21 protein-coding genes are annotated in these 26,021 nt (G+C 56.4%); 6 read left to right on the forward strand and 15 right to left on the reverse strand.

Going from position 1 to position 26,021, the window contains the following annotated elements; translation table 11 throughout:
• Positions 1-121: 121 nt before the first annotated feature.
• Positions 122-2,149 carry an acyltransferase family protein gene (locus H586_RS0110620; RefSeq protein ID WP_162147970.1) on the reverse strand — a complete coding sequence of 676 codons (2,028 nt, stop codon included), beginning with the start codon at positions 2,147-2,149 and terminating at the stop codon, positions 122-124.
• A 619-nt stretch (positions 2,150-2,768) separates the two neighbouring features.
• Here H586_RS0110620 and H586_RS0110630 point away from each other — a divergent pair.
• The 3 genes from H586_RS0110630 to H586_RS0110640 all read left to right on the forward strand — a co-directional run bounded on the left by H586_RS0110630 (position 2,769) and on the right by H586_RS0110640 (position 5,374).
• Complete coding sequence (locus tag H586_RS0110630) at positions 2,769-3,464, forward strand: FadR/GntR family transcriptional regulator (RefSeq protein WP_011367247.1); 696 nt, start codon at positions 2,769-2,771, stop codon at positions 3,462-3,464.
• A gap of 180 nt (positions 3,465-3,644) precedes the next feature.
• Positions 3,645-4,445, forward strand: a complete 801-nt coding sequence (locus tag H586_RS0110635; RefSeq protein ID WP_011367248.1) for a sulfite exporter TauE/SafE family protein — start codon at positions 3,645-3,647, stop codon at positions 4,443-4,445.
• 167 nt (positions 4,446-4,612) lie between these two features.
• Positions 4,613-5,374 (forward strand): class I SAM-dependent methyltransferase, encoded by a 762-nt coding sequence (locus H586_RS0110640; RefSeq protein WP_051363985.1) that lies wholly within the window; start codon positions 4,613-4,615, stop codon positions 5,372-5,374.
• Between the two features lie 221 nt (positions 5,375-5,595).
• Here H586_RS0110640 and H586_RS0110645 read toward each other — a convergent pair whose 3' ends face one another.
• From H586_RS0110645 to H586_RS20140, 13 genes are all read right to left on the reverse strand, one after another.
• Complete coding sequence (locus H586_RS0110645; protein WP_027182015.1) at positions 5,596-6,654, reverse strand: lipid II:glycine glycyltransferase FemX; 1,059 nt, start codon at positions 6,652-6,654, stop codon at positions 5,596-5,598.
• A 74-nt stretch (positions 6,655-6,728) separates the two neighbouring features.
• Positions 6,729-7,142 (reverse strand): nucleoside diphosphate kinase regulator, encoded by a 414-nt coding sequence (rnk, locus tag H586_RS0110650; protein WP_027182016.1) that lies wholly within the window; start codon positions 7,140-7,142, stop codon positions 6,729-6,731.
• A gap of 460 nt (positions 7,143-7,602) precedes the next feature.
• The gene (gene gltA / locus H586_RS0110655; protein WP_011367252.1) at positions 7,603-9,033 is read right to left on the reverse strand and encodes an NADPH-dependent glutamate synthase; all 1,431 of its coding nucleotides are present in this window, start codon (positions 9,031-9,033) and stop codon (positions 7,603-7,605) included.
• Positions 9,020-9,868, reverse strand: a complete 849-nt coding sequence (locus tag H586_RS0110660) for a sulfide/dihydroorotate dehydrogenase-like FAD/NAD-binding protein (RefSeq protein WP_011367253.1) — start codon at positions 9,866-9,868, stop codon at positions 9,020-9,022. Before H586_RS0110660 ends, gltA begins: the two co-directional genes overlap by 14 nt.
• Positions 9,869-9,895: 27 nt before the next feature.
• Positions 9,896-11,242: an SLC13 family permease gene (locus H586_RS0110665; protein ID WP_011367254.1), complete on the reverse strand. Its 1,347-nt coding sequence runs from the start codon at positions 11,240-11,242 to the stop codon at positions 9,896-9,898.
• Between the two features lie 136 nt (positions 11,243-11,378).
• The gene (locus H586_RS0110670) at positions 11,379-12,695 is read right to left on the reverse strand and encodes a malic enzyme-like NAD(P)-binding protein (protein ID WP_011367255.1); all 1,317 of its coding nucleotides are present in this window, start codon (positions 12,693-12,695) and stop codon (positions 11,379-11,381) included.
• A gap of 20 nt (positions 12,696-12,715) precedes the next feature.
• A complete protein-coding gene (locus tag H586_RS0110675; protein ID WP_011367256.1) occupies positions 12,716-13,261 on the reverse strand; it encodes a Fe-S-containing hydro-lyase in 546 nt (181 codons plus the stop codon).
• On the reverse strand, positions 13,261-14,100 hold the full coding sequence (locus tag H586_RS0110680; protein ID WP_027182018.1) for a fumarate hydratase: 840 nt from the start codon (positions 14,098-14,100) through the stop codon (positions 13,261-13,263). The genes H586_RS0110675 and H586_RS0110680 overlap by 1 nt, the downstream gene beginning before the upstream one ends.
• A complete protein-coding gene (locus tag H586_RS0110685; RefSeq protein ID WP_011367258.1) occupies positions 14,087-14,875 on the reverse strand; it encodes a fumarate reductase iron-sulfur subunit in 789 nt (262 codons plus the stop codon). The genes H586_RS0110680 and H586_RS0110685 overlap by 14 nt, the downstream gene beginning before the upstream one ends.
• A 12-nt stretch (positions 14,876-14,887) precedes the next feature.
• The gene (locus H586_RS0110690; protein WP_011367259.1) at positions 14,888-16,783 is read right to left on the reverse strand and encodes a fumarate reductase flavoprotein subunit; all 1,896 of its coding nucleotides are present in this window, start codon (positions 16,781-16,783) and stop codon (positions 14,888-14,890) included.
• A 28-nt stretch (positions 16,784-16,811) separates the two neighbouring features.
• Positions 16,812-17,468, reverse strand: a complete 657-nt coding sequence (locus H586_RS0110695; protein WP_011367260.1) for a fumarate reductase cytochrome b subunit — start codon at positions 17,466-17,468, stop codon at positions 16,812-16,814.
• A 524-nt stretch (positions 17,469-17,992) separates the two neighbouring features.
• Entirely contained in the window at positions 17,993-19,414 is a 1,422-nt protein-coding gene (locus H586_RS0110705) for a sigma-54-dependent transcriptional regulator (protein WP_027182019.1), read from the reverse strand.
• Complete coding sequence (locus H586_RS20140) at positions 19,395-21,308, reverse strand: ATP-binding protein (protein WP_051363986.1); 1,914 nt, start codon at positions 21,306-21,308, stop codon at positions 19,395-19,397. Before H586_RS20140 ends, H586_RS0110705 begins: the two co-directional genes overlap by 20 nt.
• A 395-nt stretch (positions 21,309-21,703) precedes the next feature.
• Between H586_RS20140 and H586_RS0110720 the strand changes: the two genes are divergently transcribed.
• Positions 21,704-22,273, forward strand: a complete 570-nt coding sequence (locus H586_RS0110720; protein WP_081701827.1) for a DsbA family oxidoreductase — start codon at positions 21,704-21,706, stop codon at positions 22,271-22,273.
• 90 nt (positions 22,274-22,363) lie between these two features.
• Here the strand turns inward: H586_RS0110720 and H586_RS0110725 are convergent, their stop codons facing one another.
• Complete coding sequence (locus H586_RS0110725) at positions 22,364-24,112, reverse strand: sigma-54 interaction domain-containing protein (RefSeq protein WP_011367264.1); 1,749 nt, start codon at positions 24,110-24,112, stop codon at positions 22,364-22,366.
• A gap of 297 nt (positions 24,113-24,409) precedes the next feature.
• On the opposite strand from H586_RS0110725, the gene H586_RS0110730 reads away from it, so the two are divergent.
• Both H586_RS0110730 and dpaL read left to right on the forward strand, forming a co-directional pair.
• Entirely contained in the window at positions 24,410-24,784 is a 375-nt protein-coding gene (locus tag H586_RS0110730) for a RidA family protein (RefSeq protein ID WP_027182022.1), read from the forward strand.
• Positions 24,785-24,795: 11 nt separating this feature from the next.
• Positions 24,796-26,016: a diaminopropionate ammonia-lyase gene (gene dpaL / locus H586_RS0110735; RefSeq protein WP_011367266.1), complete on the forward strand. Its 1,221-nt coding sequence runs from the start codon at positions 24,796-24,798 to the stop codon at positions 26,014-26,016.
• The last annotated feature ends 5 nt before the right edge of the window (positions 26,017-26,021 follow it).

The following is a 26,021-nucleotide window of genomic DNA, read 5'->3' on the forward strand; positions in this document are numbered from 1 at the left end:
GATTTTTTTGTTATACAATAATTTGTACAAAAGTTGTATGTGCAGTCAGTGTCTGCAAAATAGTACAGTATATGATTTGATATGATGCGATGGCGGTTGCTGCTTGTTGTTTGGTTAGGCATCATCTTCCTGCCAGCCGCAGAAAATCATTTTCAAGAAATGGCGATAAGCTTTCTGCATACTCAACTGTCAAATGATGCGTGTCTCTGAATATCAGGATATTTCCCAAAACTGGTTGGCAATCGTCCGATGGGCAAATCTGGTCTCTGAAATCTACATAACTGATGTTGTCATCAGCGCTTGATGCAGAATATAAAAAGTCATATTCGCTGTGATAGTTGTAATACTTTGGAAATGAACACTGCGCAGGGTCGTTCGTTCTGGCCAGACAGTCGATGCTGTTGACCTTTGTGCGCGGGGTGTCCGCAATGATCAGTGTCTGAATCCCTGCCCTTTCAATAGTCTGGAATGTGCTGCGGATTGATGCCGAAAAAAGCTTTGCTGACTGGTTCCGCCATTCTGTATCCGAGCCGGCGAAGTCGTCTTTCAGTGTATCGGCATAGTAGAAAAGTGAAGAAGAGAAGATGACCCCTTTGGGCCTGGTTGATATTATCATGTCGTATACTTTTTTAGACCATTCAAAGCATTCTGTGTATTCCCTTCCCTGATGCGTTACGGGGTTATTGGTGTCGAAGAGGCAGGCGCTCTTTGTTGTAACAAGTATTTTGACATGATGTTTTTTTCCCAGAAAATCCAATGCAGGCAGCCATTGGGCAGCATGCGAATCACCTATCAGAAATACTGTGTCGTTGGATTTGGTGTCGCCGTAGCTGCCGACATGAGGGGCAATGTCTGAGAATCCCAGATGGACATTGTCAGAGTATACTTTGGGTCTTGTTTTTTTGGCAGTTGAAAGAGGCGGAATAAAATTGTCGTGAGGTTTGTATCCTGCAAAGTTAACTGATTCTAAAGCCCCTGTTGCAGATATCTGGCTTGTTTCAGTTGTTGTATTGCGGTGGCTTTTTGCTGTGTACGCAGAAACTGTAAAAATAATGAGCAGAACAGCAAAAGACCGGGCAAACCTTGTTGAATGCCGAGCGAAAGACAACCTGCGGAACGGGTCTTCGATTAAGACTTTTGTAGCGTAGGATAAGGCAAATACAACTGAGCAGAACAGAAGCCCGTGAATCACAGAAAAAGATTCTGATATATGTTGGCGGTAGAAAATGATCAGTGGCCAGTGCCAGAGGTAGATGGCATAGGACAGGTCTCCTACTGCTAAAGCGGGTCTGTTGGAAAGCAGTGCGTGTAAAAAACCGGCGCAGTTTGCACCGCCCAGCAGGATTAATACGGATGAAACTGTTGGAATAAGCGCAAGCCATCCCGGAAAAACGGTTTTTGCGGAAAATAAAAAAATCGAAGACGCTACGCCCAGTCCTCCCAGTATGACCATCAGTCGGGCGGTTGTTCTCGCAAAGAAAAATCTTCGGCTGATAAAAAAAGCAAGCCCACCGAGGAGTAACTCCCAGATGCGTGTAAAAGTGTTGAAATACGCTGCTACAGGAGATGTATAAGAATAATATATAGAGTAGAGGAATGAGCCGAAGCACATAATGGAAAGAGCCAACGTAATTTCTTTGGCTTGAATTTTGTGACGGTATGATCTTACCAATATCCAGAAGAACAGCGGGTAGATAATATAAAACTGCTCTTCTACGGAAAGGGACCAGTAGTGCATCACTGGTGAATGTGCTTCTTCGCTTGCCAGATAGTCCAATGACTTCGCAATAAGTTCCCAGTTCTGGAACCATAGAGCGCTGGAGACAAGCTCGCCACGTACCGCATCCCACAGAGTAAACGGGAGCAGGTAATATGACGCAACGCCTGTTGCTGCAAGAACTGATAAGGCTGCTGGCAGGATGCGCTTTGCACGCTTGAAGTAAAATCTGCCGACGTTAACAGTTCCTCCCGTCTCAATGTCGGAATATAATGTCCGTGTCATTAAAAATCCCGACAGGATAAAGAAAACATCGACCCCTACATATCCCCCTTTCACAATACCGGGGAACATGTGGAACAACAGCACTGCAAGCACTGCTATTGCCCGTAAAAACTGAATCTCGGGAATAATCCGTTTGTCATTATGCAACGACGTGTCTCGCTTGCTGAGGGTGTTTATTTTCAGCTTGCTTCTTTTTAGCCGTGTGCCGCGTCATTTCGCAATGTTTTTTCTTTGGCACAGGCGGTCTGCCGCAAACTTGTCTGCCGGTCAGGTGCTGTGTGGCGGCGGGAGGACAAGAGAACGTCTTTTGCGTAGCCGTTAGGCCGCATCAGTTTTTATGAACCGGGTGCCTGCTGCTTGCAGCAACGGGCAATACGCGGATCGGGTACCAACCGGAAAAACAGCCTGTTTGCAGGTATCCGGAGGGCAGGGCATATTTTTCCGGCACCTCTGATGGCCACCTTTTCCGGGCATGTCTGCAGCACGGTCCGCAGCTGCCTTTTCTTCTCTTGAGCCATTTCGCATGTCGTACCTTATTTGCATTGAACGCGCTGTATTTCTTTTTCTAATTGCAAGAACCGGCCGGTGGCACCGCCTTGGGCTAGGTCTTGCGGCTTCTTCTTTCCCTCCGCTTTTGTGGCTTCGTTTGTCTGTGCAGCAATCCCTTTTTTGTCTTTCTGCCGCTTTCAATGCCGCCTCCTGAATTGACAGCTTAGATGCATCGGTGTATTTATAAAGTGGTCAGACCAATTTGGAGGTGTATCAGATGGTGGCTGAAAGTGCGCCGCGCACATCTGTTGCCGCGGAAGTGGCAGAAAAGATACGGCGGATGATTGATGAAGGGCAGATGCTGCCGGGAGAAAGACTGCCTGCGGAAAGGAAGCTGGCAGGGCTGTTCAATGTCTCGCGTGCGTCGGTACGCGAGGGGATCAAGCTGCTTGCAGAATCCGGAAGGCTGCTGAGCAGGCAGGGGTCGGGCACATATGTGCGTGAACGTTGTGCAGAAAACAGTGGCAGGACTCTGGTGCAGACGGTGTTGAACGGCGGGTATTCCCTGCAGGATGTCATTGCCGTGCGTCTGTTGCTGGAACCGGAGATAGCAGCTCTGGCAGCCCGTAATGGCGGTGCCGCTGTAGCAGCCCGGCTGGAGGCTGTTCTTGCCGAACAGGAGATTGCAATCGGCAGCAAGGACTACAGTGGATCCGCTGACGTCCTGTTTCACCAGATTCTGGCGGAAGCTGCCGCTAACCCGGTGCTTCTTGAGATGGCAGCGGCTTTGTACGAAGGGTTTGCCAAGAGTCGTGAAGACGGTGTGCAGTCTTTTGAGCGCCAGCAGGCATCGCTGAAGGCTCATAGAGAAATTGTGGCTGCAGTCAGGGCGGGGGATTCACGGAAAGCTGAAAGAGCCATGCACAGCCACCTGACAGATGTGGCCCGGCGGATATGTTCTGCATGCCGCTAGGTTGTTGCAGGTTGGCGGGACAGATTGCAGAAATTTTATGAAGGTGATGTCAGCATGTTGTGTGCATATCTGTGTGTAGAGCATGCGTGCAGGCATAAGGCAGCCAGCGGCGCTTTGTCTCCTGCTGCTTTCTGATAACAGAATACGGAGCATTGCAGTGACAGCAATGTAGGTGAAGAAATGATAACAACGTATCTGATTTATATAACGCTGGGTGCCGTTGCCGGTATTCTTGCAGGGCTGCTTGGCATCGGCGGCGGACTTGTTATAGTTCCCATGCTTAATATCGCTTTCGAGCTACAGAACTTTCCGGAACAGCATCTGCAGCATATAGCATTGGGCACGTCCATGGCGACGATGATTTTTACGTCTCTTTCCAGCATGCGCGCGCACCACAAAAGAGGCACCATAAATTACAATGCATTCTGGCGTCTTGCTCCGGGCATTGTGTGCGGCACCTACCTCGGGGCCTGGGTGGCATCCCTGTTATCTACGGTTTTTCTCAAGGCGTTTTTCGGGTTTTTCCTTTATTATGTGGCCGCGCAGATGCTTCTTAACCTCAAGCCTGCCAGTTCCCGCGAACTGCCCGGCGCTGCGGGCGTTTTTGCAGCGGGCGGGGGCATTGGTGTTTTTTCAGCTCTTGCCGGTATCGGCGGGGGCACGCTGACCGTGCCTTTTCTGTCATGGTGCAACCAGACCATGCATACTGCCATTGCCACGGCTGCGGCCATAGGCATGCCCATAGCTCTTACAGGTACTGCGGGGTATGTTTTTACGGGCTGGAATGTAGCCGGCATTCCCGGTCCTCATCTCGGGTATGTTTATCTTCCTGCTTTTCTTGGTATTATCTGCATGAGTGTGCTGACAGCCCCTTTGGGGGCAAAGCTGGCGCACTCATTGCCTGTGGACAAGCTCAGAAGGATATTTGCCGGACTTCTTTTTATTGTAGGTTCGCGCATGTTGTGGAGTGCTTTTTTTTAGGCCGTCTGGTGATGGGCTGAAACTCTCCGCTCACTCCGGCAGGTCAGTGCCTCCTGCGGTCTTTCCGGCGGAACGGGGAAATCTGATCATCAAATCGTATAGTTGTAAGAAGAGCTTCGGGCGGGCAAGTGCCGGACATTGTCTGCCTGAACAGCAGGAGTATTGTTGTGCAGAATAAATACGGCGCACTGGCCGCCATGGTGTATCACGCAGACAAGCCCGTGGGCCGCTCGTTCGGCGATGTCGAGTTTTACCTTGATCGTCTTGACGGTGTTTGCGGGCCTGTTCTGGAGCCTGCTGTCGGTAATGGACGGTTTCTGATTCCGTTGCTTGAAGCCGGCCACACAGTCTACGGGTTCGATGCCTCTTCTCATATGCTGGATATTTGCAAGCAGGAGATTTCAATCAGAAATCTGGCTGATAATGTCAGCATGCAACGCTTTGATGATTTTTGCTATAGTGAGAAGTTTTCTGCCGCCGTGATACCCGCGGGGTCCATTCAGTTAATTACCTCGCCGGATGAATGCCTGATGTTCCTCAAGCGTCTGAAGGGGTGCCTGTCATCGTCCGGCAAAGTGATCATTGATACGGATTCACTGGCCTGCATGGTAGACCCGGGGCCTGAAACACGGATGTGGAATCTCGGTGATGAGATACTGACTTTGACAGAGTCGAGAGTGCGGACAAGCTACCTGCATCAGACCACGGTTTCTCTGTTGAAATATGAGCACTGGAGATCAGGGCAGCTGGTATCTTCCGAGATGGACGTTTTCATGCTCCGCTTCTGGGGTGTTTTCGAGTTTCAAAGTTTGTTGATTCAGGCGGGGTTCAAGAACATATCCGTCACGCTTGACTACGGAACCCCTTTTCTGCGGGAGTCCGGCGACGCTGCTTCAGGAAACGTGATTACTTTTGAGGCTCTGGTATAGAAGCTGAATGAGCCCCGATGGTTTTTTTAAAAACTATTGAATACAGCGGCGGCAGACACTGTTGTGCATGCAGCCTGCCGCGGTGGCCGGGTTGTACCGGCAGTTTTCCGATTATATAAAAGCCGCACCTGACCGTCAGGTGCGGCTTTGTCGTGCGGGCACAGGGGATTGTCGGGGCATGTCCGCGCGCAGACCCGCCGTATGTCCGCTCCTGTGTCTGATCAGTGCTCTCTGTACAGGCTTTCCGCGTTGCATATGTTGCGGTAGGCGTTTTCATTGACAGGGTAGTCCCATGTACCGCTGCGCAGTTCAATGGTGCCGCCGAATCCGGTCTTGAACCTGTAAAGGCCATGAAAAGGGTGCGCCGGATCGTGGCCGGGTGGTACCGCGCCCATTTCATAAGTAGTGCAGCCAAGGCTGCGTGAACGGCGTATGCCTTCCCAGTGCATCAGGCTTGAGGCCATCAGATTGCGTTTGATGTTGGCCGACGCACCGTACAGAAAGTTGGCGGCGGTGCCGGAAATACCGATAATGGCGCCCGCAAGGATGTCCGCTCCGTGCCGGGCGATGAGGAACAGCAGCTCGGAATGGCCGGGGGCGGACAGGCGGCACCGGAACATGGCTGAAAAGTGTTCAAGATCGCAACTGCTGAATCCGTTACGCTGTGCTGTCTGGCAATAAAGGTTGTGAAAATCGCGCAGGTTTTCCAGTGACCCCTGCTGCACGGTAACCCCTTTGCGCTGTGCCAGCCGGATATTGTAGCGTGTTTTGGGCTTCATGCCTGTCATAATGGCATCCTCGCTGCGGTTTATATCCACCACAAGCGAGCTGGCAACTGTCATATCCTCAAATGATTTACGGAAATTCCAGTGCTGTGTGCCTATGTTCATGCGCATTTCCCGCAACCGCGGCTCCGGAAAGGCGTTCCAGCCCTGTTCCTGCATTTCGTCGGCATACAGCGACTTCCATGGCAGGTCATAGCGTATGAAAGCCAGATCGGGGGGCAGGCATTCAGAAAGCGAAAGGGAGAGGTTTTCCAGAAAGGTGCCGTAGTCATCAGCCTGCGGAGCAACTTCCGGCCCCTGAGGCACCAGCGCGACCTTGTGGTCTCCCACTGTTTTCAGCAAAACCAGCACGTCGCCCCACGGGCCGGATGAAAAAACGTCATATGCTTGTGGAGTAAGTCCGAGAGAAGATTTGACCTGCGCCCAGTACGGGGTCTGGAACAGGATGTCTGTCGGTTGCAGTTCTTCGGTTTCTTTAGGCAGAAGTTGTACCATTACGGGTCCTTTTATGATGCGCCGCCGTAAACGGCCGCCCGTCCGGTTATACGGAGGGCGGCCTGACGTGCCGGTTATAATTCAAAATTTCCTGATCGTTCGGGCTGGTATTCAATATGGTCGACCACCAGTTGCAGTGTGCCGCCGCTGGCGTTGGGCCACGTTATCTCGTCGCCTTCGGCCAATCCCAGCAGCGCGCTGCCCACGGGGGCAAGGATGGATACCGTTTCTCCTTCGGCGGCGGAGTGCCGCGGGTACACCAGTTTAAGACGATGCACCGCCCCCGAAGGGCGCAATTTGAATCTAACCACAGAGTTCATGGTTACCACAGTAGGCGGAATTTTTTCCGGCTCGACGATGATTGCCCGTTCCAGTTCTCTTTCCAGCACTTCAAGCTGGGGAAAGGCATCAGGGGAAAGGCTGTCCAGCAGCGATTCCAGACGTTCTGCATCCTGCGCGGTAATTGTGATGGCGGGGGCATTGTTCATGTGTGACTCCGGTGTTTGAATATATGATTTTGCACTGCCTGCGCCCTGACGGGCAGACAATAAAAAAGGGGGCGTACGAAACGCCCCCTTTCGGATGTACGATAAGAAGGACGTGTGTAATCAGGTACCCGTGCGGCGGAAGAGCCGCGGTACAGCAATGGTGGGAGAAATATGCATGGTGGTGTGCGTCATGTTGCCGGTCATGGGTGATTACACGGTCTGTTTATTGAAAAAAGGGCCACGCACACAGGCGTGGCCGGATAAATTGCTTTTATACTAACCGTAAAAGGGCAAGGTGGCAAGCCTGTACGTGACAGAAGCTGCAAGAAAGACCCGCCACCGCTCAGAATGCAGAGTACATCTGCCGGTGCCAGAGGGAGCCGCCGGTGCTGCCGTCTGCCCCGCACCGGACCCGCTGCCGCCGGGCTGGACGTGGCGGCAGCGGGCAGGGGCGTGAGGGCTAGTCGTCGGGCTGACAACCGAGCCTGCGGGCAATTTCCTTGGCGGCTGTGCGTCCTGCGCCCATGGCCAGTATCACGGTGGCTGCGCCGGTGACTATGTCGCCGCCGGCAAACACGTCGGGTATGCTGGTTTCGCCTGTGTCGCTGTTTATGCTGATGTAGCCCCATCTGTTCAGGTCAAGCTCCGGTTCGGCCTCCAGCAGTACCGGATTGGAGCGGGTTCCCACCGCAATGACGGCCAGATCCGTGGGCAGAAGCAGTTCGCTTCCCTCCACCGGCACCGGACGCCGCCTGCCGGACTGATCAGGCTCTCCCAGCTGCATCTGCTGCAGGCGTACACCACTCAGGCAGCCCTCCGCATCGGGCACAAACGCAATGGGAGCGCACAGCTCCTGCATTTTCACGCCTTCTTCCATGGCGTGTTCCACTTCTTCATGGCGGGCGGGCATTTCGGCCACGGTGCGCCTGTAGACGATGTGCACAGAATCCGCACCCAGCCGCAGAGCTGTACGGGCCGCGTCCATGGCTACGTTGCCGCCCCCGAAAACGGTAACACGGCGTCCGCGGATGATGGGTGTGTCATAGTCGGGAAAGCTGTATGCCCGTCCCAGATTGACCCGTGTGAGGTATTCATTGGCGGAAAAAACCCCGTTGAGATTTTCACCGGGAATACCCAGAAATCTGGGAAGACCGGCTCCTACGCCGATGAAGACCGCCCTGTACCCCTGTGCGAACAGTTCGCCTATGGAGAATGTCTTGCCACCCACACGGTTACGGACAAAGTCCACTTCCAGTTCGCGCAGGGCATTCACTTCTTTGGCTACTATTTTTTCTTTGGGCAGTCGGAATTCCGGAATACCGTAGACCAGCACCCCGCCCAGTTCGTGCAGAGCCTCAAACACGGTCACCTTGCAGCCTCTGGCCGCCAGATATCCGGCAGCTGTCAGGCTGGCCGGTCCGCTGCCGATGCAGGCAACCTTTTTGTGCGGATCAATCAGCGGGCATTCCGGCTTGCCGGAAATAAGCCCGCAGGCATCGCGGTGCATGTATTCGTCTGCCACAAACCGTTCCAGACGGCCTATGGCCACCGGCTGCCCTTTGGCTGTCAGGATGCATTCGCCTTCGCATTGCACCTCCTGCGGGCACACCCGTCCGCAGACTGCCGGCAGACTGTTGGTGCTTTTCAGGGTGCGGTAGGCCGCGTCTATGTCGCCCGCCGCCAGATGCGCGATAAATTGCGGAATGGGCACTTCCACAGGACAGCCTTTGACACATTTTGGTTTTTTGCACTGCAGACAGCGCGCGGCTTCTTCTGCGGCCATTTCCAGCGTGTAACCCGTTGCTACTTCGTCAAAATTGCGTATCCGCTCTTCGGGCGGCTGCACGGGCATGGGTACTCTGGGTCTGACGGGCTTTTTACTTGCTTTCATGGCATTTGCACCTGCAGTGATGGTCATAGGATTCGCGCTCAAGCGGACGGAAAGCGTTCAGGCGTTGCCGCAGTTCGGCAAAGTCCACCTGATGGCCGTCAAATTCCGGCCCGTCCACGCAGGCAAAGCGGGTTTCGTTGCCGACGGTCACCCTGCACGCGCCGCACATGCCTATGCCGTCCACCATTATGGAGTTCAGGCTGACGGTAGTCTTTACGCCGAAGGGTCTGGTGGTTGCCGCCACGGCTTCCATCATGGGAACGGGGCCCACGGCCACAACCTCTATCACGTTATTGTCCTGCTCTAACCGGCGGCGCAGCAGGTCGGTGACCAGCCCTTTGTGCCCGTAGCTGCCGTCATCCGTCGAGACGAGCACCTCCGGCGCAAAGGCTTTGAGTTCGTTTTCAAACAGCAGCAGTTCCTTGTTGCGCGCCCCGATGATGGCCACCACATGGTTGCCCGCGTTGTGATGGCCTTTTGCTATGTGATGCATGGCGGCAATACCGGTGCCGCCGCCCACGCAGATCACGGTGCCTCCGGAAGAGATGTGTGTGGGCCGCCCCAGCGGCCCGCACAGGTCAAGAATGCTGTCGCCTTCATTCAGTTCTTCCAGCAGGGCAGTGCTTTTGCCCAGCACCAGATACACGATGGTGATGGTGCCTTTTTCGCGGTCGGTGTCTGCTATGGTCAGGGGTATGCGCTCTCCGTGTTCACAGACGCGCAGTATGATAAAGCTGCCCGGTTCCGCTTTGGCGGCAATATGCGGCGCGTCTATGACCAGTTTGCTGGTCTGGCCGGGAATGAGCTGCTCTTTTTTCAGTATCATGTTGCTCATGGCTTTTTCCGCCCTGTCTTCAGTCTGTTAGAAAGGCCAGATAAGAGGGATGATGGCCACGCTGAGAAGCAGGCTGATAATCTGCAGCGGCCATCCTGCCTTTACATAGTCGAGAAACGAATATTTGCCCGGCCCCAGTACGATGGTGTTGGGCGGTGTTGCCACGGGGGTGAGAAAGCATGCCGAAGCCGACATGGCTATGCCCATGGCCAGCGGCAGGGGGCTGATGCCGCTCTGCATGGCTATGGGAATGGCCAGCGGAGCCATGAGGGCTGCAGTAGCGGTGTTGGACATGAAGTTTGTTATGCAGACGGTAAGCAGACACGTGACGAACATGATGCCGTAAGGGTTGCTCACATGCTGCACAACGCTTTCGGCTATAAGTGCCGCAGCGCCTGATTTGTCCATGGCGGTACTCATGGAAAGCATGCCCGCGAAAAGGAATATGGTCACCCAGTCCACACTGCGGAAGGCTTCTCGCATGGTCATGCAGCCGGTTATGACCACCAGACAGGCACCCAGCACGGCTGCAGTGACCAGCGGCAGAAACTTGGTGGCCATGGCCACCACCACAAAGGCAAAGATAAGCAGCGACCAGATCATTTTTTCCGGCCGTTTGGGGCGCTCTATCTCTTCATCGTCCATGTGGCAGCTGGCGTCGGAATCGGGCAGCAGTTTGTGTCCGATAAGCGCATAGTAGGCAATGCCGGCGATGAACAGGATGATGCCGAACTTGGCGAATTCGAAAAAGCCGAAGGGGTGGATGCCGGCGGGGCCCATTTTTTCCAGTACGGAGTTAATGAGTCCGTTGGGCGGTGTGCCCACCAGCGTCATGGTGCCGCCCAGACTGGCGGCAAAGGCCACAGGCATAAGTATTTTGCCGGGGCGTATACCCGCGCTTGCGCACATGCCCATGATCATGGGTATGGCCACGACGGTGGTTCCCGTGTTGCTGAGAAAGGCGGAAAGCACTCCCACGGAAACCATGGAGAAAATGAGCAGGCGCACTTCGCTGCCTTTGGAAAGCCGTACGGTCATTTTGCCGACCTTATCGGCAAATCCGGTTATGAACGTGGATTCACCAACAATGAACATGGCCATGAATATGACGACCCAGCTGTTCCCGAAGTTGGCAAAGGCCGCTTTGGCCGGAACAATGTCAAAAATGGACAGGCTGACCGGAACCAGCATGGCCGTTATGGGCAGCGGAATTACCTCGGTAAAGAAAAGTACTGCGGCAACCCCCAGAATTGCCAGAGTGAGATATGCCTTGGTCAGGTCGTGGCCGCCGGCCGTGGCCGCGAAGGCGGCACCGGCGGTGACAGCCAGAATAAGAGCCGTAAGGCCGAGTACGGGCAGCACGCGTTTGATCATTGTGTCCTCCTGCAGATCCGGCGTACGCCGGGGTTTAAAGCGCGCAAGGGGAGAGGGCCATCCCGCGGCAGGCGCGGGATGGCCGTTTAAGTGTCCGCAATGTCGGCAGATATGGCGGACAGCCTAAACCGGGAGCTTAAAGACCGTAGCTGTCGACAACACGCGCAATACGCTTGCGCGACTCATCGAAGCGGGTGGTGAGCTGCTTTTTGTAGGCTTCCATGTCGGCGATGGGCTTTCTGGCCACGCCGGAGTCCATGGCTGCCTTGGCAACAGCGGGGGTTTCCCAGACAAGAACTCTGGGATCGAGAGGCTTGGGGATGACATAGTCGACGCCGAAGGTCAGTTCCTTCACGCCGTACATGTCGCATATCTCCGAAGGTACGGGTTCTTTGGCCAGCGCTGCCAGCGAACGGGCTGCCGCCACTTTCATTTCTTCGTTGATTTCGGTGGCACCCACATCCAGCGCCCCGCGGAAGATGTAGGGGAACCCAGATACGTTGTTGACCTGATTGGGGAAGTCGGAGCGCCCTGTACCCATGATGCAGTTGGGGCTTGCCTGCTTGGCATCGGGATAGGTGATTTCGGGGTCGGGGTTGGCCATGGCAAACAGAACGGGGTCTTTGGCCATGGAGCGCACCATGTCCTGCGAGACAAGGTTTTTGGTGGAAAGCCCCAGGAACATGTCTGCGCCCTTCATCACCTCTGCCAGAGTGCCCGCATCGGACGGCTGGGCGAAAAGAGCTTTGTATTCGTTCAGATCTTTACGGCCCTTGTGGATAAGTCCGCGTGAGTCGAACATGTATATGTTGGCGGGATCCACGCCCAGCGAAACGTAGAACTTGGCGCATGCGATGCCTGCAGCACCGGCTCCCACCACGACGACCTTCATGTTTTCGGCTTTGCGGTTGGTTATTTCCAGCGCGTTGAGCAGGCCGGCGCCGGAAATGACAGCCGTGCCGTGCTGGTCGTCGTGAAACACCGGTATGTTCATTTCTTTTTTCAGCGTATCTTCAATGTAGAAGCATTCCGGCGCCTTGATATCTTCAAGGTTGATACCGCCGAAGGTGGGTTCCAGCGCCTTGACCACGCCGATGAGCTGGTCGGCACTGGAAACGTCGAGGTTGATGTCAAAAACATCAATGTCTGCAAATGTTTTGAAAAGAACGCCTTTGCCTTCCATGACCGGTTTTCCGGCCAGCGGGCCGATATTGCCCAGCCCGAGCACTGCGGTGCCGTCGGATACCACAGCCACCAGATTGCTTCTGCCGGTGTATATCTCGGCCTTGGAAGGGTCTTCCTTGATGGCTTTGCATGCTTCGGCAACGCCGGGCGAATACGCCATGGAAAGGTCTTTCTGGTTGCGGCACGGTTTTACGGGAATGACCTCCACCTTACCGTGGCGGGGGGCTTCGTGATAGTGCAGCGCTTCTTCCTTGGTGAACAGAGCCATGATAGAACTCCTCCTGCTTGCTAGCGGTCCAGAGCGGGTTTTACATACAGTTCGCCGCCGTGACAGTCGTTGATGACCAGCAGCGGAAACTCTTTGACGGTCAGCCGGCGTATGGCTTCAGGCCCCAGTTCTTCGTATGCGACCACCTCTGCGGCGGTGATGCATTGCGAAAGCAGGGCTCCGGCACCGCCGGTGGCGCCGAAGTAGACAGCCTTGTGCCGTTTAAGCGCATCGATTACGTCCTGACTGCGCTTGCCCTTGCCTATGCTTGCCTTTACGCCCAGGCTGTGCATGCGGGGGGTGTATGTGTCCATGCGGCCGCTGGTGGTGGGACCGGCCGAACCGATGGGACGGCCGGGGGGGGCAGGTGTGGGCCCCACATAGTAGATGACGGCCCCCTGAGCTTCAAAAGGCAGCGCCTCGCCCTTTTCCAGCGTTTCCATCATGCGCTTGTGTGCGGCATCGCGGGCGGTGAATATTTCGCCGTTCAGAAAAACGACATCGCCCGCTTTAAGCTGTTCGGTATCCTGGTCGCGCAGGGGGGTCTGCAGATAATAGGTGGCCATTAGAATACAACCTCCTTGTGCCGCGAAGAATGGCACTGCACGTTGACGGCCAGCGGCAGGCTGGCGATGTGGCAGGGATGCATGGCTATTTTAACGGCAAGGCATGTGGTTTTGCCGCCCAGTCCCATGGGGCCGATGCCCAGCGCATTGATTTCGTCCAGCAGTTCTTTTTCCATGGCAGCTATTTCCGGGTCGGGATGCACATCGTCCACGCGGCGGAACAGCGCGCCTTTGGCAAGCGAAGGCGCCAGATCGAACGTGCCGCCTATGCCCACACCCACGATGGTGGGGGGGCAGGGGTTGGGACCGGCTTCGGCCATACGCCGGACAACAAAGTCCTTGATGCCCTGCCAGCCCTGTGCGGGGGTAAGCATGGTACAGCGCGACATGTTTTCACTGCCGCCGCCTTTGGCCATGTACCGGACTTTCAGCGTATCCCCGGGCACCAGTTCCACGTGGATGACTGCGGGAGTGTTGTCACCGGTGTTTTTGCGGGTCAGCGGGTGGCACATGGATTTGCGCAGAAAGGCCTTGTCATAGGCTTCCACCATGGCGGCGTTGAGGGTTTCTTTCAGTCCGCCGCCTTCCATGCGCACTTCTTCTCCCATTTCGACAAAGAAAACAGCTACTCCTGTGTCCTGACACAGGGCCAGTCCGCTTTGCGCGGCCAGATCGGCGTTTTCCAGCAGCTGACGCAGTACCTCCTTGCCGGAGTCGGTAGTCTCTTGCTGCATGCAGGTCTGAAAGGCGTTGTACACGTCTTTTCCCAGCACACGGTTGGCGTCCATAATCATGTCACGCACGGCGGCGTGCAGATCGGCGGCCTTAATGCTTTTCATGGCAGCACCCCTTGTGGTTTTGCAGTTTTTTCACCACGGAAGCGGGCAGAATGCCCTTTACGGAGTTCAGCGCCAGCATGCGGCGCATGATTCCCAGCTGATCCTGCAGCGGGATTTTTTTCGGGCAGACATCTTCGCAGGCCAGCAGTCCCATGCAGCCGAACACACCGGCATCATTGCCGATAAGGTCGTAGTAGTCGTCTTCGGACCGTTCGTCGCGCGGGTCCATGTAAAAGCGGGCGATGCGGTTGATGGAAGTGGCCCCTATGAAGTCCTCGCGCATTCTGGCAGTACCGCAGGCAGCCACGCAGCAGCCGCATTCAATGCAGCGGTCCAGCTCGAATATCTGGTTGGCCAGCTCATTTTCCATGCGGGTTTCTTCTGCGGAGGGGTCAAACTCTTTGCGGGTGTGAATCCATGATTCGATGCGGGTGCCCACATCGCGGAACCATACGCCGGTATCAACTGACAGGTCGCCCACCAGTTTGAATACCGGCAGAGGATGCAGCACGATATGATCGGGCAGGTCGCGGGTCTGCGTATGGCAGGCCAGCGCGGGACGTCCGTTGATGACCATGCCGCACGAGCCGCAGATACCGGCGCGGCAGCAGAAATCAAACTGCAGGGAAGGATCGTGCTGGTCGCGGATGATGTTCAGCGCGATGAACAGGGTCATGGAGTCGAATTCGTCGATGAAGAACGACTGCATGTAAGGTTTGGTATCGGGGGTGGCGGGATTGTACCGGAACACCTCTATATGAAGTTTGCGACTCATGAACTCTCCCTCCTAGGCCTTTTTCTTGGACGTTGTTTCAGACTTGGCGGTGGGTGCGGCACCGGGTTTGCGCAGCTTTTCTTCGGGAATGTCGGCATAGATTATCTTGCCGCCGCCGTAGCCGCGTTCGCCGGGAGGCATTTCAAAGTAGGGTGAGGCTTCCTCGTATTCGAGCGTGGGCAGTGCGGCACCTTCTTTCCAGTAGGCAAGGGTGCGGTTCAGCCAGTCACGGTCGTTGCGTTCGGGGAAGTCTTCGCGGGTGTGGGCACCGCGGCTTTCGGTGCGCATCAGCGCGCCGTAGGCGGTGCACAGTGCCAGCTTGATCATGCCGGGCACACGCAGCGCCAGCGACATTTCAGGCGTAAAACCGGCGCTGTTGGACTGCAGCCCTATTTTCATGGAACGCTCATGCAGTGCTGTCAGTTTATCCACGGCGGTCTGCAGGTCTTTGGCGTTGCGGAAAATACCCACTCCTTCCATCATGATGTCCTGCAGTTCGTTGCGCAGGGTTACGGCGCTTTCTTTACCCTTGCGTCCGGCGGCGATGTCGCTGATGCGCTGGTTCATTTTGTTTGCGGCATCGCGCATGGCGCCGGTGGAGAAGCTGGTGGAATGCCCCTGCAGGAATTCGACGATTTTTTTGCCTATGTGACGTCCGGCCACAACTGTTTCTGCCAGCGAGTTGCCGCCCAGCCGGTTGAAGCCGTGCATGTCCCAGCAGGCGGCTTCGCCTGCGGCAAACAGACCCGTAAGCCCGTAGGCCGCACCGTCTTTGTCTGTACGCACGCCGCCCATGGAATAGTGCTGGGTGGGCCGCACGGGAATAAGCTGATGGATGGGGTTCACACCGAGGAAGTTGGTGCAGATGTCGTACACTTCACGCAGGTTGGTGGTGATGTGTTTTTCGCCCAGATGGCGGATGTCGAGCCACAGATGGTCGCCGTAGGGGCTTTTGACCCCCAGCCCCTTGCGCATGTGTTCGGTCATGCGGCGCGAAACCACGTCGCGCGAGGCCAGCTCGGCTTTTTCCGGTTCGTAATCGGGCATGAACCGGTATTCATTGACGTCCAGCAGGGTGCCGCCGTCACCGCGGCAGCCTTCGGTCACCAGAATGTCGGTGGGCACGGTGCCCGTGGGGTGAAACTGCACGGCTTCCATATTGCCCATGGGAACAATGCCGGTGTCCAGCGCTGCTATCTGTCCGCCGCCGTCGCAGATGACGGCGTTGGTTGTGGCGCGGTAGATACGGCCGTAACCGCCGGTGGCAATAAGTGTGGCAGAGGCGAAGTAGGCTATCAGCTCGCCGGTGCGCAGACTGCGGGCAATGCAGCCCATGCAGGTCTGACCGTCGTGGATGATGGCTTCGGCCTGTACTCTGTCATGAATGTTTACGCCGTATTGCAGGCAGATGTTGTCCAGCGTGTACAGCACGGAGTGTCCTGTGCCGTCGGATGTGTAGCAGGTACGCCATTTGGCGGTGCCGCCGAAGGCGCGGGCATGGATGAGACCGTGTTTTTCTTTTTTTTCTTCGGCGTCAAAGGGTTTGCCGCCTTTGTAATAAGTATGCATGCCGGCCACAACGCGGTTCCACGGCACGCCCCAGTGAGCCATTTCGCGCATGACGATGGGGGCTGTGTCGGCAAAAAGCCGGGCCACTTCCTGATCACACCCCCAGTCGGAGCCTTTGACCGTATCGGCAAAGTGCACATCGGTGGAGTCACCGTCACCCATTATGGCATTGCCGAGAGCGGCCTGCATGCCGCCCTGAGCGGCGGAAGAGTGCGAACGTCTGGGGGGAACGATGGAAAGACAGACCACATCGAATCCTGCCATGGCCGCTTCAACGGCGACCCGCTCACCGGCAAGGCCGGCGCCTATGCACAGGACGTCGGTATAGATAACTTGCATTGAACACCTCTTGCTCTGGCTGAAATAATTAAATGAGGTCAAGGAACATGAAGCGGACAAGAGTAAGCAGCCCCACCGCAATGAAGCCGATCATCATGGCGTTTTCGGTGCGCTGATACCATTTGCGGTTTTCACGGGTGATAAAACCGTATTTCACCCCTATGCGGTAAAATCCCACGCCTACGTGGATTTCAGCCATGGGCAGCAGAATGAGATAAAAAGAAAGCCAGCCGCCGTGCTGGATGCGGGCCGCGCTTTTCTGGGCGGTTATGGGCAGGTCGGTGAGCACTTCGTACATATGGATGCTGGCCATGACCAGAATGATCAGCGCCGTAACCACCTGTGCCACCCACATCCATGTGTCTTTGTGCCGCAGCATGCCCGCATGCCGCAGAAAAGCTCTTTGCTCCGTCGTGCGGAAGGGCATCTTGCGTCCGGCAAGAATGAAGTGGAAAAGCATGAGCGCAAAAATGACCGGCCCGCCTATCTGCGCCATGAATGTTGCCTCGAAAAACCATGCAATGGCGTTCATCAGCCGGGGGCTCAGGATGACGCTGGAGACCAGCAGCAGGTGCGCCCATAAGAAGAGAATCAACAGGACACCCGAGAGCATCTGGAGGAAGTCGAGCCTGCCTGCCAGTTTGCTCCGCTGGGGAACATGAAGCGTTACGGTGCTGGAGTTCATGTGCTGCTCCTCGGTAAAGGTTCGTTGCTGGGAAAAGGCCTGCCGGAAACAGGCCGCCACCCGTGCACTGCGGATACCGCAGGCGGTGCGCTCCGCCGGGGCTTTTCCGGTGCCCCTGCGGGTGTGCCTGCAGTACACAAAAGCATATGCCGTGCCAGTCTGTTATATCTAGTATAGTGTGATATTTCAGATGCATGCATTCTTGGCTGTTTGAGTGGTCAATGCGTTTTTCCTGTCATGCAGGATAATTTTCTTGTGCGGCAGGAAAGTAGAGAGAGGGGACGGGCTGTTACTGTTCAGCAGGAAAATGCAGTGTACCGGCAGGCGGATGCCGGAGCATGCCAGACACGGCCCTTTGTCGGGTTGTCGTGTCTGCGGTGGTACGGATGTGCGGGGCGGACGGGTAAAACGGCTGCTGCGGGGCCGGCATGGAGGCGGAACAGGCGGCGGCGCAGGCGCACAGCCTGCTGTCAGCAGGCTTCTGCGGCGCTGGTTTGCTGCATATGCGCGTGGCCGCCGGTACATCATGAGGTGGTTATGTTGTGTTTTTTTAACAGGGCATACAGCCGCGACTGGGAAAGACCTGACGTGCTGACTGCTTTGCGCACGCAGTTGCCGCTTTCTGCCATGAGGCGCCGCAGGTATCCTGATTCGGCCTGCTGCAGCACCGCTTCACGGTAATCTTGCAGCAGCGGCAGCCCGGCGCCGGCGTTTTCAGCCATGGGGGGCGATGCTTGCGGCGGCGTGCTGCCGGGACCGGCAGCCACACGGGCCCGGGCTACTTTGGCACGCAGTGCGGGCGGCAGATGCCATGCAAAAAGGTACGGTTCGGTAATGGCTGCAGCCAGTGCGTGGTCAAGCGCATGCAGCAGTTCGCGCACGTTGCCCGGCCAGCTGTAGTGCGTGAGCACATCAAAAAAATCAGCGTAGCACCCTTTGCGGTCCATGCCGGCCCTTGCGCATTCCCTGTCCAGATAATTGTTGCTGATGGCGGGGATATCATCTTTGCGATCGCGCAGCGGCGGCAGATCGATAAGTATGGAACGCAGGCGGAACAGGAGATCATTGCGGAATTCTCCCGCCTGCACCATGGCTTCCAGATCGCGGTTTGTCGCCGCCACCAGCCGGAAGTCGCAGGGCACTTCCTCTGCCGACCCCAGCGGGCGGACGGTGCGCTCCTGCAGAACCCGCAGGAAGCTTTTCTGCATGAGCAGTGGCAGTTCGCCTACCTCGTCCAGAAAGAGCGTTCCGCCGTGGGCACGCTGCACCAGTCCTGTGCGGTCTTTTTCTGCACCGGTGAATGATCCTTTGCTGTGGCCGAAAAGAATACTTTCTACCAGATTTTCCGGCAGACCGGCGCAGTCCACCACCACAAAGGGGCCGTCGGAGCGCATGCTGTTTTCGTGTATGGCGCGGGCGAACAGTTCCTTGCCGGTACCTGTTTCGCCGCAGATGAGGACGTTGGCGCGGGTCTGGGCCGACTGTGCAACCAGATCAAGACAGCGCATCAGGGCGGGGCTGTCACCCACTATGCCTTTGCGGCGCAGGGCGCGTACGGGGCAGTCCTTGCGCGATTCCATGCGTTCGCGGCGGAAATCCAGCGCACGTCTGAGGGTAAGCGTGATATCCTGAATGGAAGCTGTCTTTTCTATGTAGTCCCACGCGCCGTTGGTAATGGCCAGTTCTGCACCGTCAGGGTCTCCGGCGCCGGTGATGATTATGACCTCCGGGCGTGAGGGGGCTTCTGCCAGCCGGGGCAGAAAGGAAAGCCCGTTGCCGTCCGGCAGCCGCACATCCAGAAACACGGCATCGATATCGCCTTTTTCCGCATGTTGCAGGCCTTCGCCGCCCATGCCGGCCATGACCGGTTCACATCCCAGACGTCTGACTGTGCGTCCCAGCGCGTGGCGCATATGTTCGTCGTCGTCAATGATCAGAACGCGCATGTGCGGTGCTCCTGTGCTTTTTATGCTTGTCCAGCTGGGTGCGTATTTCCGCGCTCAGAGCCGCGGTATCAAACGGTTTGTAGAAAAAGGCGGCCACCCCGACCTTGCGCCAGTCTTTGGGATAGCGCGACAGGTTCCCAGTGCCTTCAAAGCCGGTGTACATGATGACGGGCAGGTCCGGCCGGATGCTCAGCAGCTCGCGTGTCAGTTCCACGCCTGTGAGGTTGGGCATCATCTGGTCGGTAAGTACCAGATCAAAGGCATGGGGCTTTCGTCTGAAAAGTTCCAGTGCCTCTTTGCTGCGTGTGACGCTGGTGACTTTGTATCCCAGCCGCGTGAACAGTTTTCCCACGGAATAGGCCAGGTCATCGTCGTCATCCACTATCAGCAACGATTCATTGCCGCGCTGCAGTGCGGAACGTATCTGTTTTTCCTGTACTTCTTCGGCCATGCCGCTGCAGGGCAGGTACACGCGGAAGGTTGAGCCCCTGCTGGGCGCACTGTCCACCGTTATGTGCCCGCCGTGCAGCCGGACGATGTTTTGGGTGATGGAAAGTCCCAGCCCCGTTCCGCCGCTTTTTTTGCGTGTGGTGTAGAAAGGTTCAAACACGTGTTTCATGACCACCGGCTTCATGCCTGTACCCGTGTCGCGTACGGATACGACCACATAACGTCCCGCGGGCAGTTCCAGCGGGGCGGCGTGTCCGGTGTCCAGAGTTTCCATGTCCAGTGTGATTTCCAGCAGGCCTTTCATGCCGCGCATGGCCTGCTCGGCGTTGGTGCACAGGTTCATGAGCACCTGCAGCAGCTGGTCCGGGTCGGCTTTTACCTGCGCGGTGGGCGCATTGATGCGCAGGCGGACCTCCACTGTGGCGGGAATGAATGTCTGCAGCAGCTGGATGCATTCCTGTACGGTGTATCGTACCTGCACCGTGGTTTTGGTCAGTTCGGTGCGCTGGCTGAACGTCTTGATGCGTTTGACAAGGTTTTTACCGCGCCGTGCCGCCTTGAGCACATGGTACAGGTCTTCGCGCACGGGGCTGTCTTCCGGCGTATCTTCCAGTGCCAGTTCGCTGCATGACGATATGGCGCCGAGAATATTATTGAAATCATGCGCTATGCCGCCAGCAAAAATGCCGATGGCCTCCATTTTTTGTGCATGACGCAGTTCGCGTTCCATCTGGCGCCACGGTTTAAGAATGCCGCTGACCATATACAGGCTGGTGGGCAGTACAAAAAAGACAAGGGTGATGAAAACCCCCACGCCCACGATCATCAGGGCCTTGTTGATATGCCCGTCAAGACGCGCGGCCAGCTTTTCCTGTTCGTTCTGGATGTTGTCGGTGTAGATGCCTGTGGCCAGCCAGAAGTCGGTACCGGGAATAATCTCGGCGTAGGCCAGTTTGGGCAGCGGCGTGGTTTCGCCGGGCTTGTGAAAGCTGTACGAAACATAACCGCCGCCGCTGCGGACCAGTGATGCCAGAATGCTGATGTAGGGTACGCCGTCTTTGTCGTGGTGGTTCAGGCGGTCGGTGCCTTGAAAAGCGGGGTCGAGAGGATGGACGATGTTGATGCCGTTGAGGTCGTAGACAAAGTAATAACCGTCGTTGTCGTAGCGCACGGCATTGATGGTGCGCCGCAGCACATCAACCGGATTATCGCCCCGTTCACGGGCTTTGGTCATGGCGTCCGACAATGCCGCGGCCATGCTTTGCACCGAGTAGCGCAGAGTTCGTTCGTAGCCGTGCACCGTGGCCGATTTTACCTCTGCCAGCGAATCGGACTGCACAAGCTTGATGTAGTAGGTGTATGTGAGCCCGATGGCAGAGGCGAAGACAATAAGAAAGAGCAGCAAAAGACCGATACGGCCTGCAATGCTGGCATTGGCGCGCAATACGACCTCCTCCCGCCGGTACCACCGGCAGGCAACCCCGGGAGCAAGCACTGCGGAACAGGGGGCAGCAGCGCAGTCTGATCAGCAGGCAGACGCAACCGCAGCGCTTTTCCGATGATTTATCCGTACACACTTCAGGATAAAGGTGCAAGCCTGTCGAGAGTTTGTGTCATACTTCGTGCAGATGTGGCCTGTACTTTCCCGGGTACTTGCTCCGGCCTGAGAGGCGGGGCATGATGTGTCCCGCGTATGGCCGGACGTCCGGCGGCATGGGCAACGGCATGCCCGTACAACAGAACAGTGCATGAAAATTGGAGCCTGAAACACTGCGGAGAAACTTTATGAATCCTGTAAATATCAGAATTTTTTCAGATTATATTTGACCGTTCTGCTATATCGGCAAGGGGCTTGTCGAAAAACTGCAGGCGGAACTGAATGTCAGCTCCGAGTGGCTGCCATATGAAGTGCATCCCGAAACGCCGCTGCGGGGGGTGGAACTGGCGGAATACTTTCCCGATCTTGATCCCGCGGCTTTTATGGCAGAGATGGACCGGCGCGGGGCGCCGCTGGGCAAGAGGTTCGGCGGACAGCGGCTTTTGAGCAACTCGCGTCATGCCCTGCTGGGCGGAATACACGCTGCGCGGCAGGGCAGGGCAGATATCTATGACGAGGCCGTTTTCCGAGCGTATTTCACCGACGGGGCAGACATAGGCGACATGGCGGTGCTGGGCAGTGCGGCCGCAGCTGCCGGACTGGACAAGGCGGAATTTATGCGGGCTGTGCAGGATGGCAGATATGAACCGGTACTGCAGGAATATGCGCGGCACGCACGCGGGCAGGGAGTGCGTGCCGCTCCGACTTTTTTCATTGAAGGATATGGTAAAATTGTGGGGGCGCAGCCGTTTGCAGTGCTGCGCGACGCCGTTGTGCGGGCGGCCGGAGGTACGCCGCCCCCGGCGCTGTAACCTGTTCCGGTTTGTCCTGCCGCAGGCCGCAGCCGCGTGGCGTGCACAAGGCTGTGCCGCGTCTGGTGCGGCCTGTATCCGGCAGGCGTGCTACAGCCCGTACAGCTGGATTTTGCGGTATAGTGTGGCCAGCCCTATGCCCAGCCGCTCGGCTGCAAGTTTTTTGCCGCCGGTGGTGGAACCGAAGCGGTCCAGCGCCCGCTGTATGGCCTGACGTTCAAGCTCGCTCAGGGGGATGATATCGTCCTGCCGATCCAGCTGTTCTTTTTTTTCACCGCGCAGCGCGGCATGCAGAAAAGGGGGAAGAACGGCAGGTGTCACCACGCCGTTTTCAGGCATCATGTTGACTATGAATTCAATGGCGTTTTCAAATTCACGGATGTTGCCCGGCCAGGGGTAGCTTTTAAGCATGTCCATGCACTGCGGGTCTATGTGGCGCAGATTTTTGCCGAACCGTTCTCCGTACTTGCGGAAGAAATGTTCGGTCAGCATGTCCACATCTTCCAGCCGTTCGCGCAGCGGGGGGATTTCAAAAGGAATGACCTTGAGCCGGTAGTACAGGTCACTGCGGAACGAGTTGTGGGCGATAAGTTCGCTGAGGTTGTCGTTGGTGGCGGCAATGACACGGATATCTATGTTGATAAGCTTGTTGGACCCCAGCCGTGTGATGGTGCGTTCCTGCAGTACGCGCAGCAGCTTGACCTGCAGATACAGGGGCATGGAGCTTATTTCATCCAGAAACAGCACCCCGCCGTTGGCCAGCTCGAATTTGCCGATGCGTCCGGAAGACCGCGCACCGGTAAAGGCTCCGCTTATATAGCCGAAAAGTTCGCTTTCCAGCAGTGAATCAGGAATGGCCCCGCAGTTGATGGCAATGAACGGCTGGTCGTGTCTGTTGCTTTCCTTGTGAATGGCACGGGCAAACAGTTCCTTGCCGGTACCGCTTTCACCTTCTATGAGCACGGTGGAAGATGATGTGGCGATGCTGCGCACGCGTTCTTTCAGCCGCACCACGGCGGGCGAGTTGCCCAGTATGGCCCCCAGCCCGTCCGAATGGGCCTGCGATGTGAACCGCGACATGCGCCTGGTGAAATCGCGCTGATGTTCAAAAATGACCAGACGTGCAAACCGCGGGTCCTGCGCGGCCAGTTCCACGGTGCGGCCCATGACCATCAGTTCCTTGCCGTTGTAGCTCAGTTCGTATTCGTCGGCGTCTTCCACCGTGTTGCCGGTGGCAGTCAGAGTCAGGTTGGCCGGCAGGGGCGGGTCGGGCAGGCGTATGGTGCGTTTGGCATGTTCGTTCACATAGGTCAGCTGTCCGTCGCGGCCAAAAACAAACACCCCGTCGGAATAGGCATCCACCACACTCTGCAGCATGTCCACGGTGTTGGACATCATGGTTATGCGCTGCTGGTCCCGTGCGGCGCTGATGACAATGTTGGACATCATGTCCACGAAGTCGAGAAATGAATCACGGGTTTTCAGTATGCGCGCCCGGTCTTCTTCATTGAAGCAGATAATGCCGATGATGCCTTCCACCTTGCCGTCAATCTTGATGGGGGCGCAGAGCGTGAGCTTTTCTTCGCAGGTATCTTTTTTTTTGCAGCCGTCACAGATGGGATGAAAGCGGGGTTTTTCCACATACACGGGGCGGCCGGTGCGGCGTGCCGTCCGGTAGACCTGTCCTGCCTCTATGATGCTGGTACCCACGCCCTCGGCATAGCGCCCCGTACCGGCAATGCGGACAAATTCGGCGTTCACCACCTCCACGTCCAGCCCGATGACAATGGATATGACCTGTGCAATCCGGTTTATGGCCGGTGCGATGCTGTCGAGCATTCTCTGTTCTCGATATGATAATAGCTTTTCTGTTTGCAGATGGCGTCTGTATTGAAAAAGCTATGTTTGTTGTGAAAAAATGTCTGTATTGCAGCATGTTGCAATGTGTTATAGAGAAATTATCACATCGAGAAAATTTTTTCAATATGAGAAGTGCCAATGAAGCCGGGCAGTGGCGACGTGCCTGTCTCTTTTTTGTAACTACATGATATGACATAAAATTAATGTCAGGTATTCATTTTGGCATCCTCTTTGCCTTAAGGGCGGCATACCTACTGACATTTTTAGGAGGATTTCATGAAAAAGATTGTACACACCGATGCCGCCCCCGCAGCTATCGGTCCGTATTCACAGGCCGTGCTCAAAGGTGACACCCTGTATATTTCAGGCCAGCTGCCCGTTGACCCCGCCACAGGCGAACTGGTGGACGGTATTGAAGCTCAGACCAGACAGAGCCTGACCAACGCCAAGGCCATTCTGGAAGCTGCCGGTTCTTCGCTGGACAAGGTGTGCCGCACCGGCGTGTTTATGAAAGATCTTTCGCAGTTTGCCCAGATGAACGCCGTCTACGCGGAGTTTTTCTCCACCGCATTTCCCGCCCGCAGCTGCGTGCAGGTAGCCGCCCTGCCCAAGAATGCGCTTGTGGAAATCGAACTCATTGCCGAAGTGTAGGTCGCAGTTTCATGAGTAACATCCGTTTTATTGCCAACCAGAAGGCCAGACAGCAGACAGACAAGGTGGACGTGAGCTTTCTGTCCTGCGCAGAGGCGGAAGTCGTCCGCGGTTTCTTTAAGACCTTTGAAGGGTATGAACCCACTCCTCTTGTCGGTTTGAAAGGACTGGCCGCAGAACTGGGCGTATCGTCTTTCTACCTTAAGGATGAATCCAAACGTTTTGGCCTGAACGCCTTCAAGGTGCTTGGCGGGGGCTATGCCATAGCCAAGCACATCTGCCGGCGTCTGGGCGTGCCCATTGCCGAGATGAGCATGGAACGTCTGTGCTCTGCGGAAGTGCGTGAAGCGCTGGGTGAAGTGACGTTTGTTTCGGCCACGGACGGAAACCACGGCCGCGGTGTGGCATGGGCTGCCAACCGTATGGGACAGAAATCCGTTATCTATATGCCCAAAGGCTCCGCCGTAACGCGGCTTGAAAATATCCGCGCAGAAGGAGCACAGGCCAGCATAACCGACCTGAACTACGATGACGCTGTGCGTCTTGCATGGAAAGATTCGCAGGAAAAAGGCTGGGTTATGGTGCAGGATACCGCGTGGGAAGGCTACGAGGAAATTCCCGGCTGGATCATGCAGGGATACACCACGCTGGCGCTTGAAGCTCTGGAAGAGTTTGAACGGCAGGAAGGCGAAGCCCCCACGCATGTGTTTCTGCAGGCGGGAGTGGGGTCCTTTGCCGGTGGCGTACAGGGGCTGCTGGCTCAGCGCTACGGCGAGCGCCGCCCTGTAACCGCAGTGGTGGAACCGGAACTGGCTGACTGCATTTTCCGCTCTGCCGCCGCTGCTGACGGCAATCCGCACTTTGTCACCGGCGACATGCCTACGGTGATGGCCGGTCTGGCCTGCGGAGAGCCGAACACGGTGGGCTGGAGCATTCTGCGCGACTACAGCGACGGCTACATATCATGCCCCGACTGGGTGGCCGCCAACGGCATGCGTATTCTTGCCAGCCCGCGGCCCGGAGATGCCCGTGTCATTTCCGGAGAATCCGGCGCAGTGACCACCGGCATAGTGGAATGCCTCATGCGTATGCCCGACATGGCTCCCGTGCGCGAGGCTCTGGAACTGGACGGCGACTCGCGCGTGCTGGTCATCAGCACCGAAGGCGACACCGACCCTGTGATGTACCGCAAGATTGTCTGGCAGGGCGCCTACCCTGAAATTGAAGGATAAAAAGG

It is taken from the genome of Oleidesulfovibrio alaskensis DSM 16109 (assembly GCF_000482745.1).
In the GTDB taxonomy this organism is placed as follows: Bacteria; Desulfobacterota; Desulfovibrionia; order Desulfovibrionales; family Desulfovibrionaceae; genus Oleidesulfovibrio; species Oleidesulfovibrio alaskensis.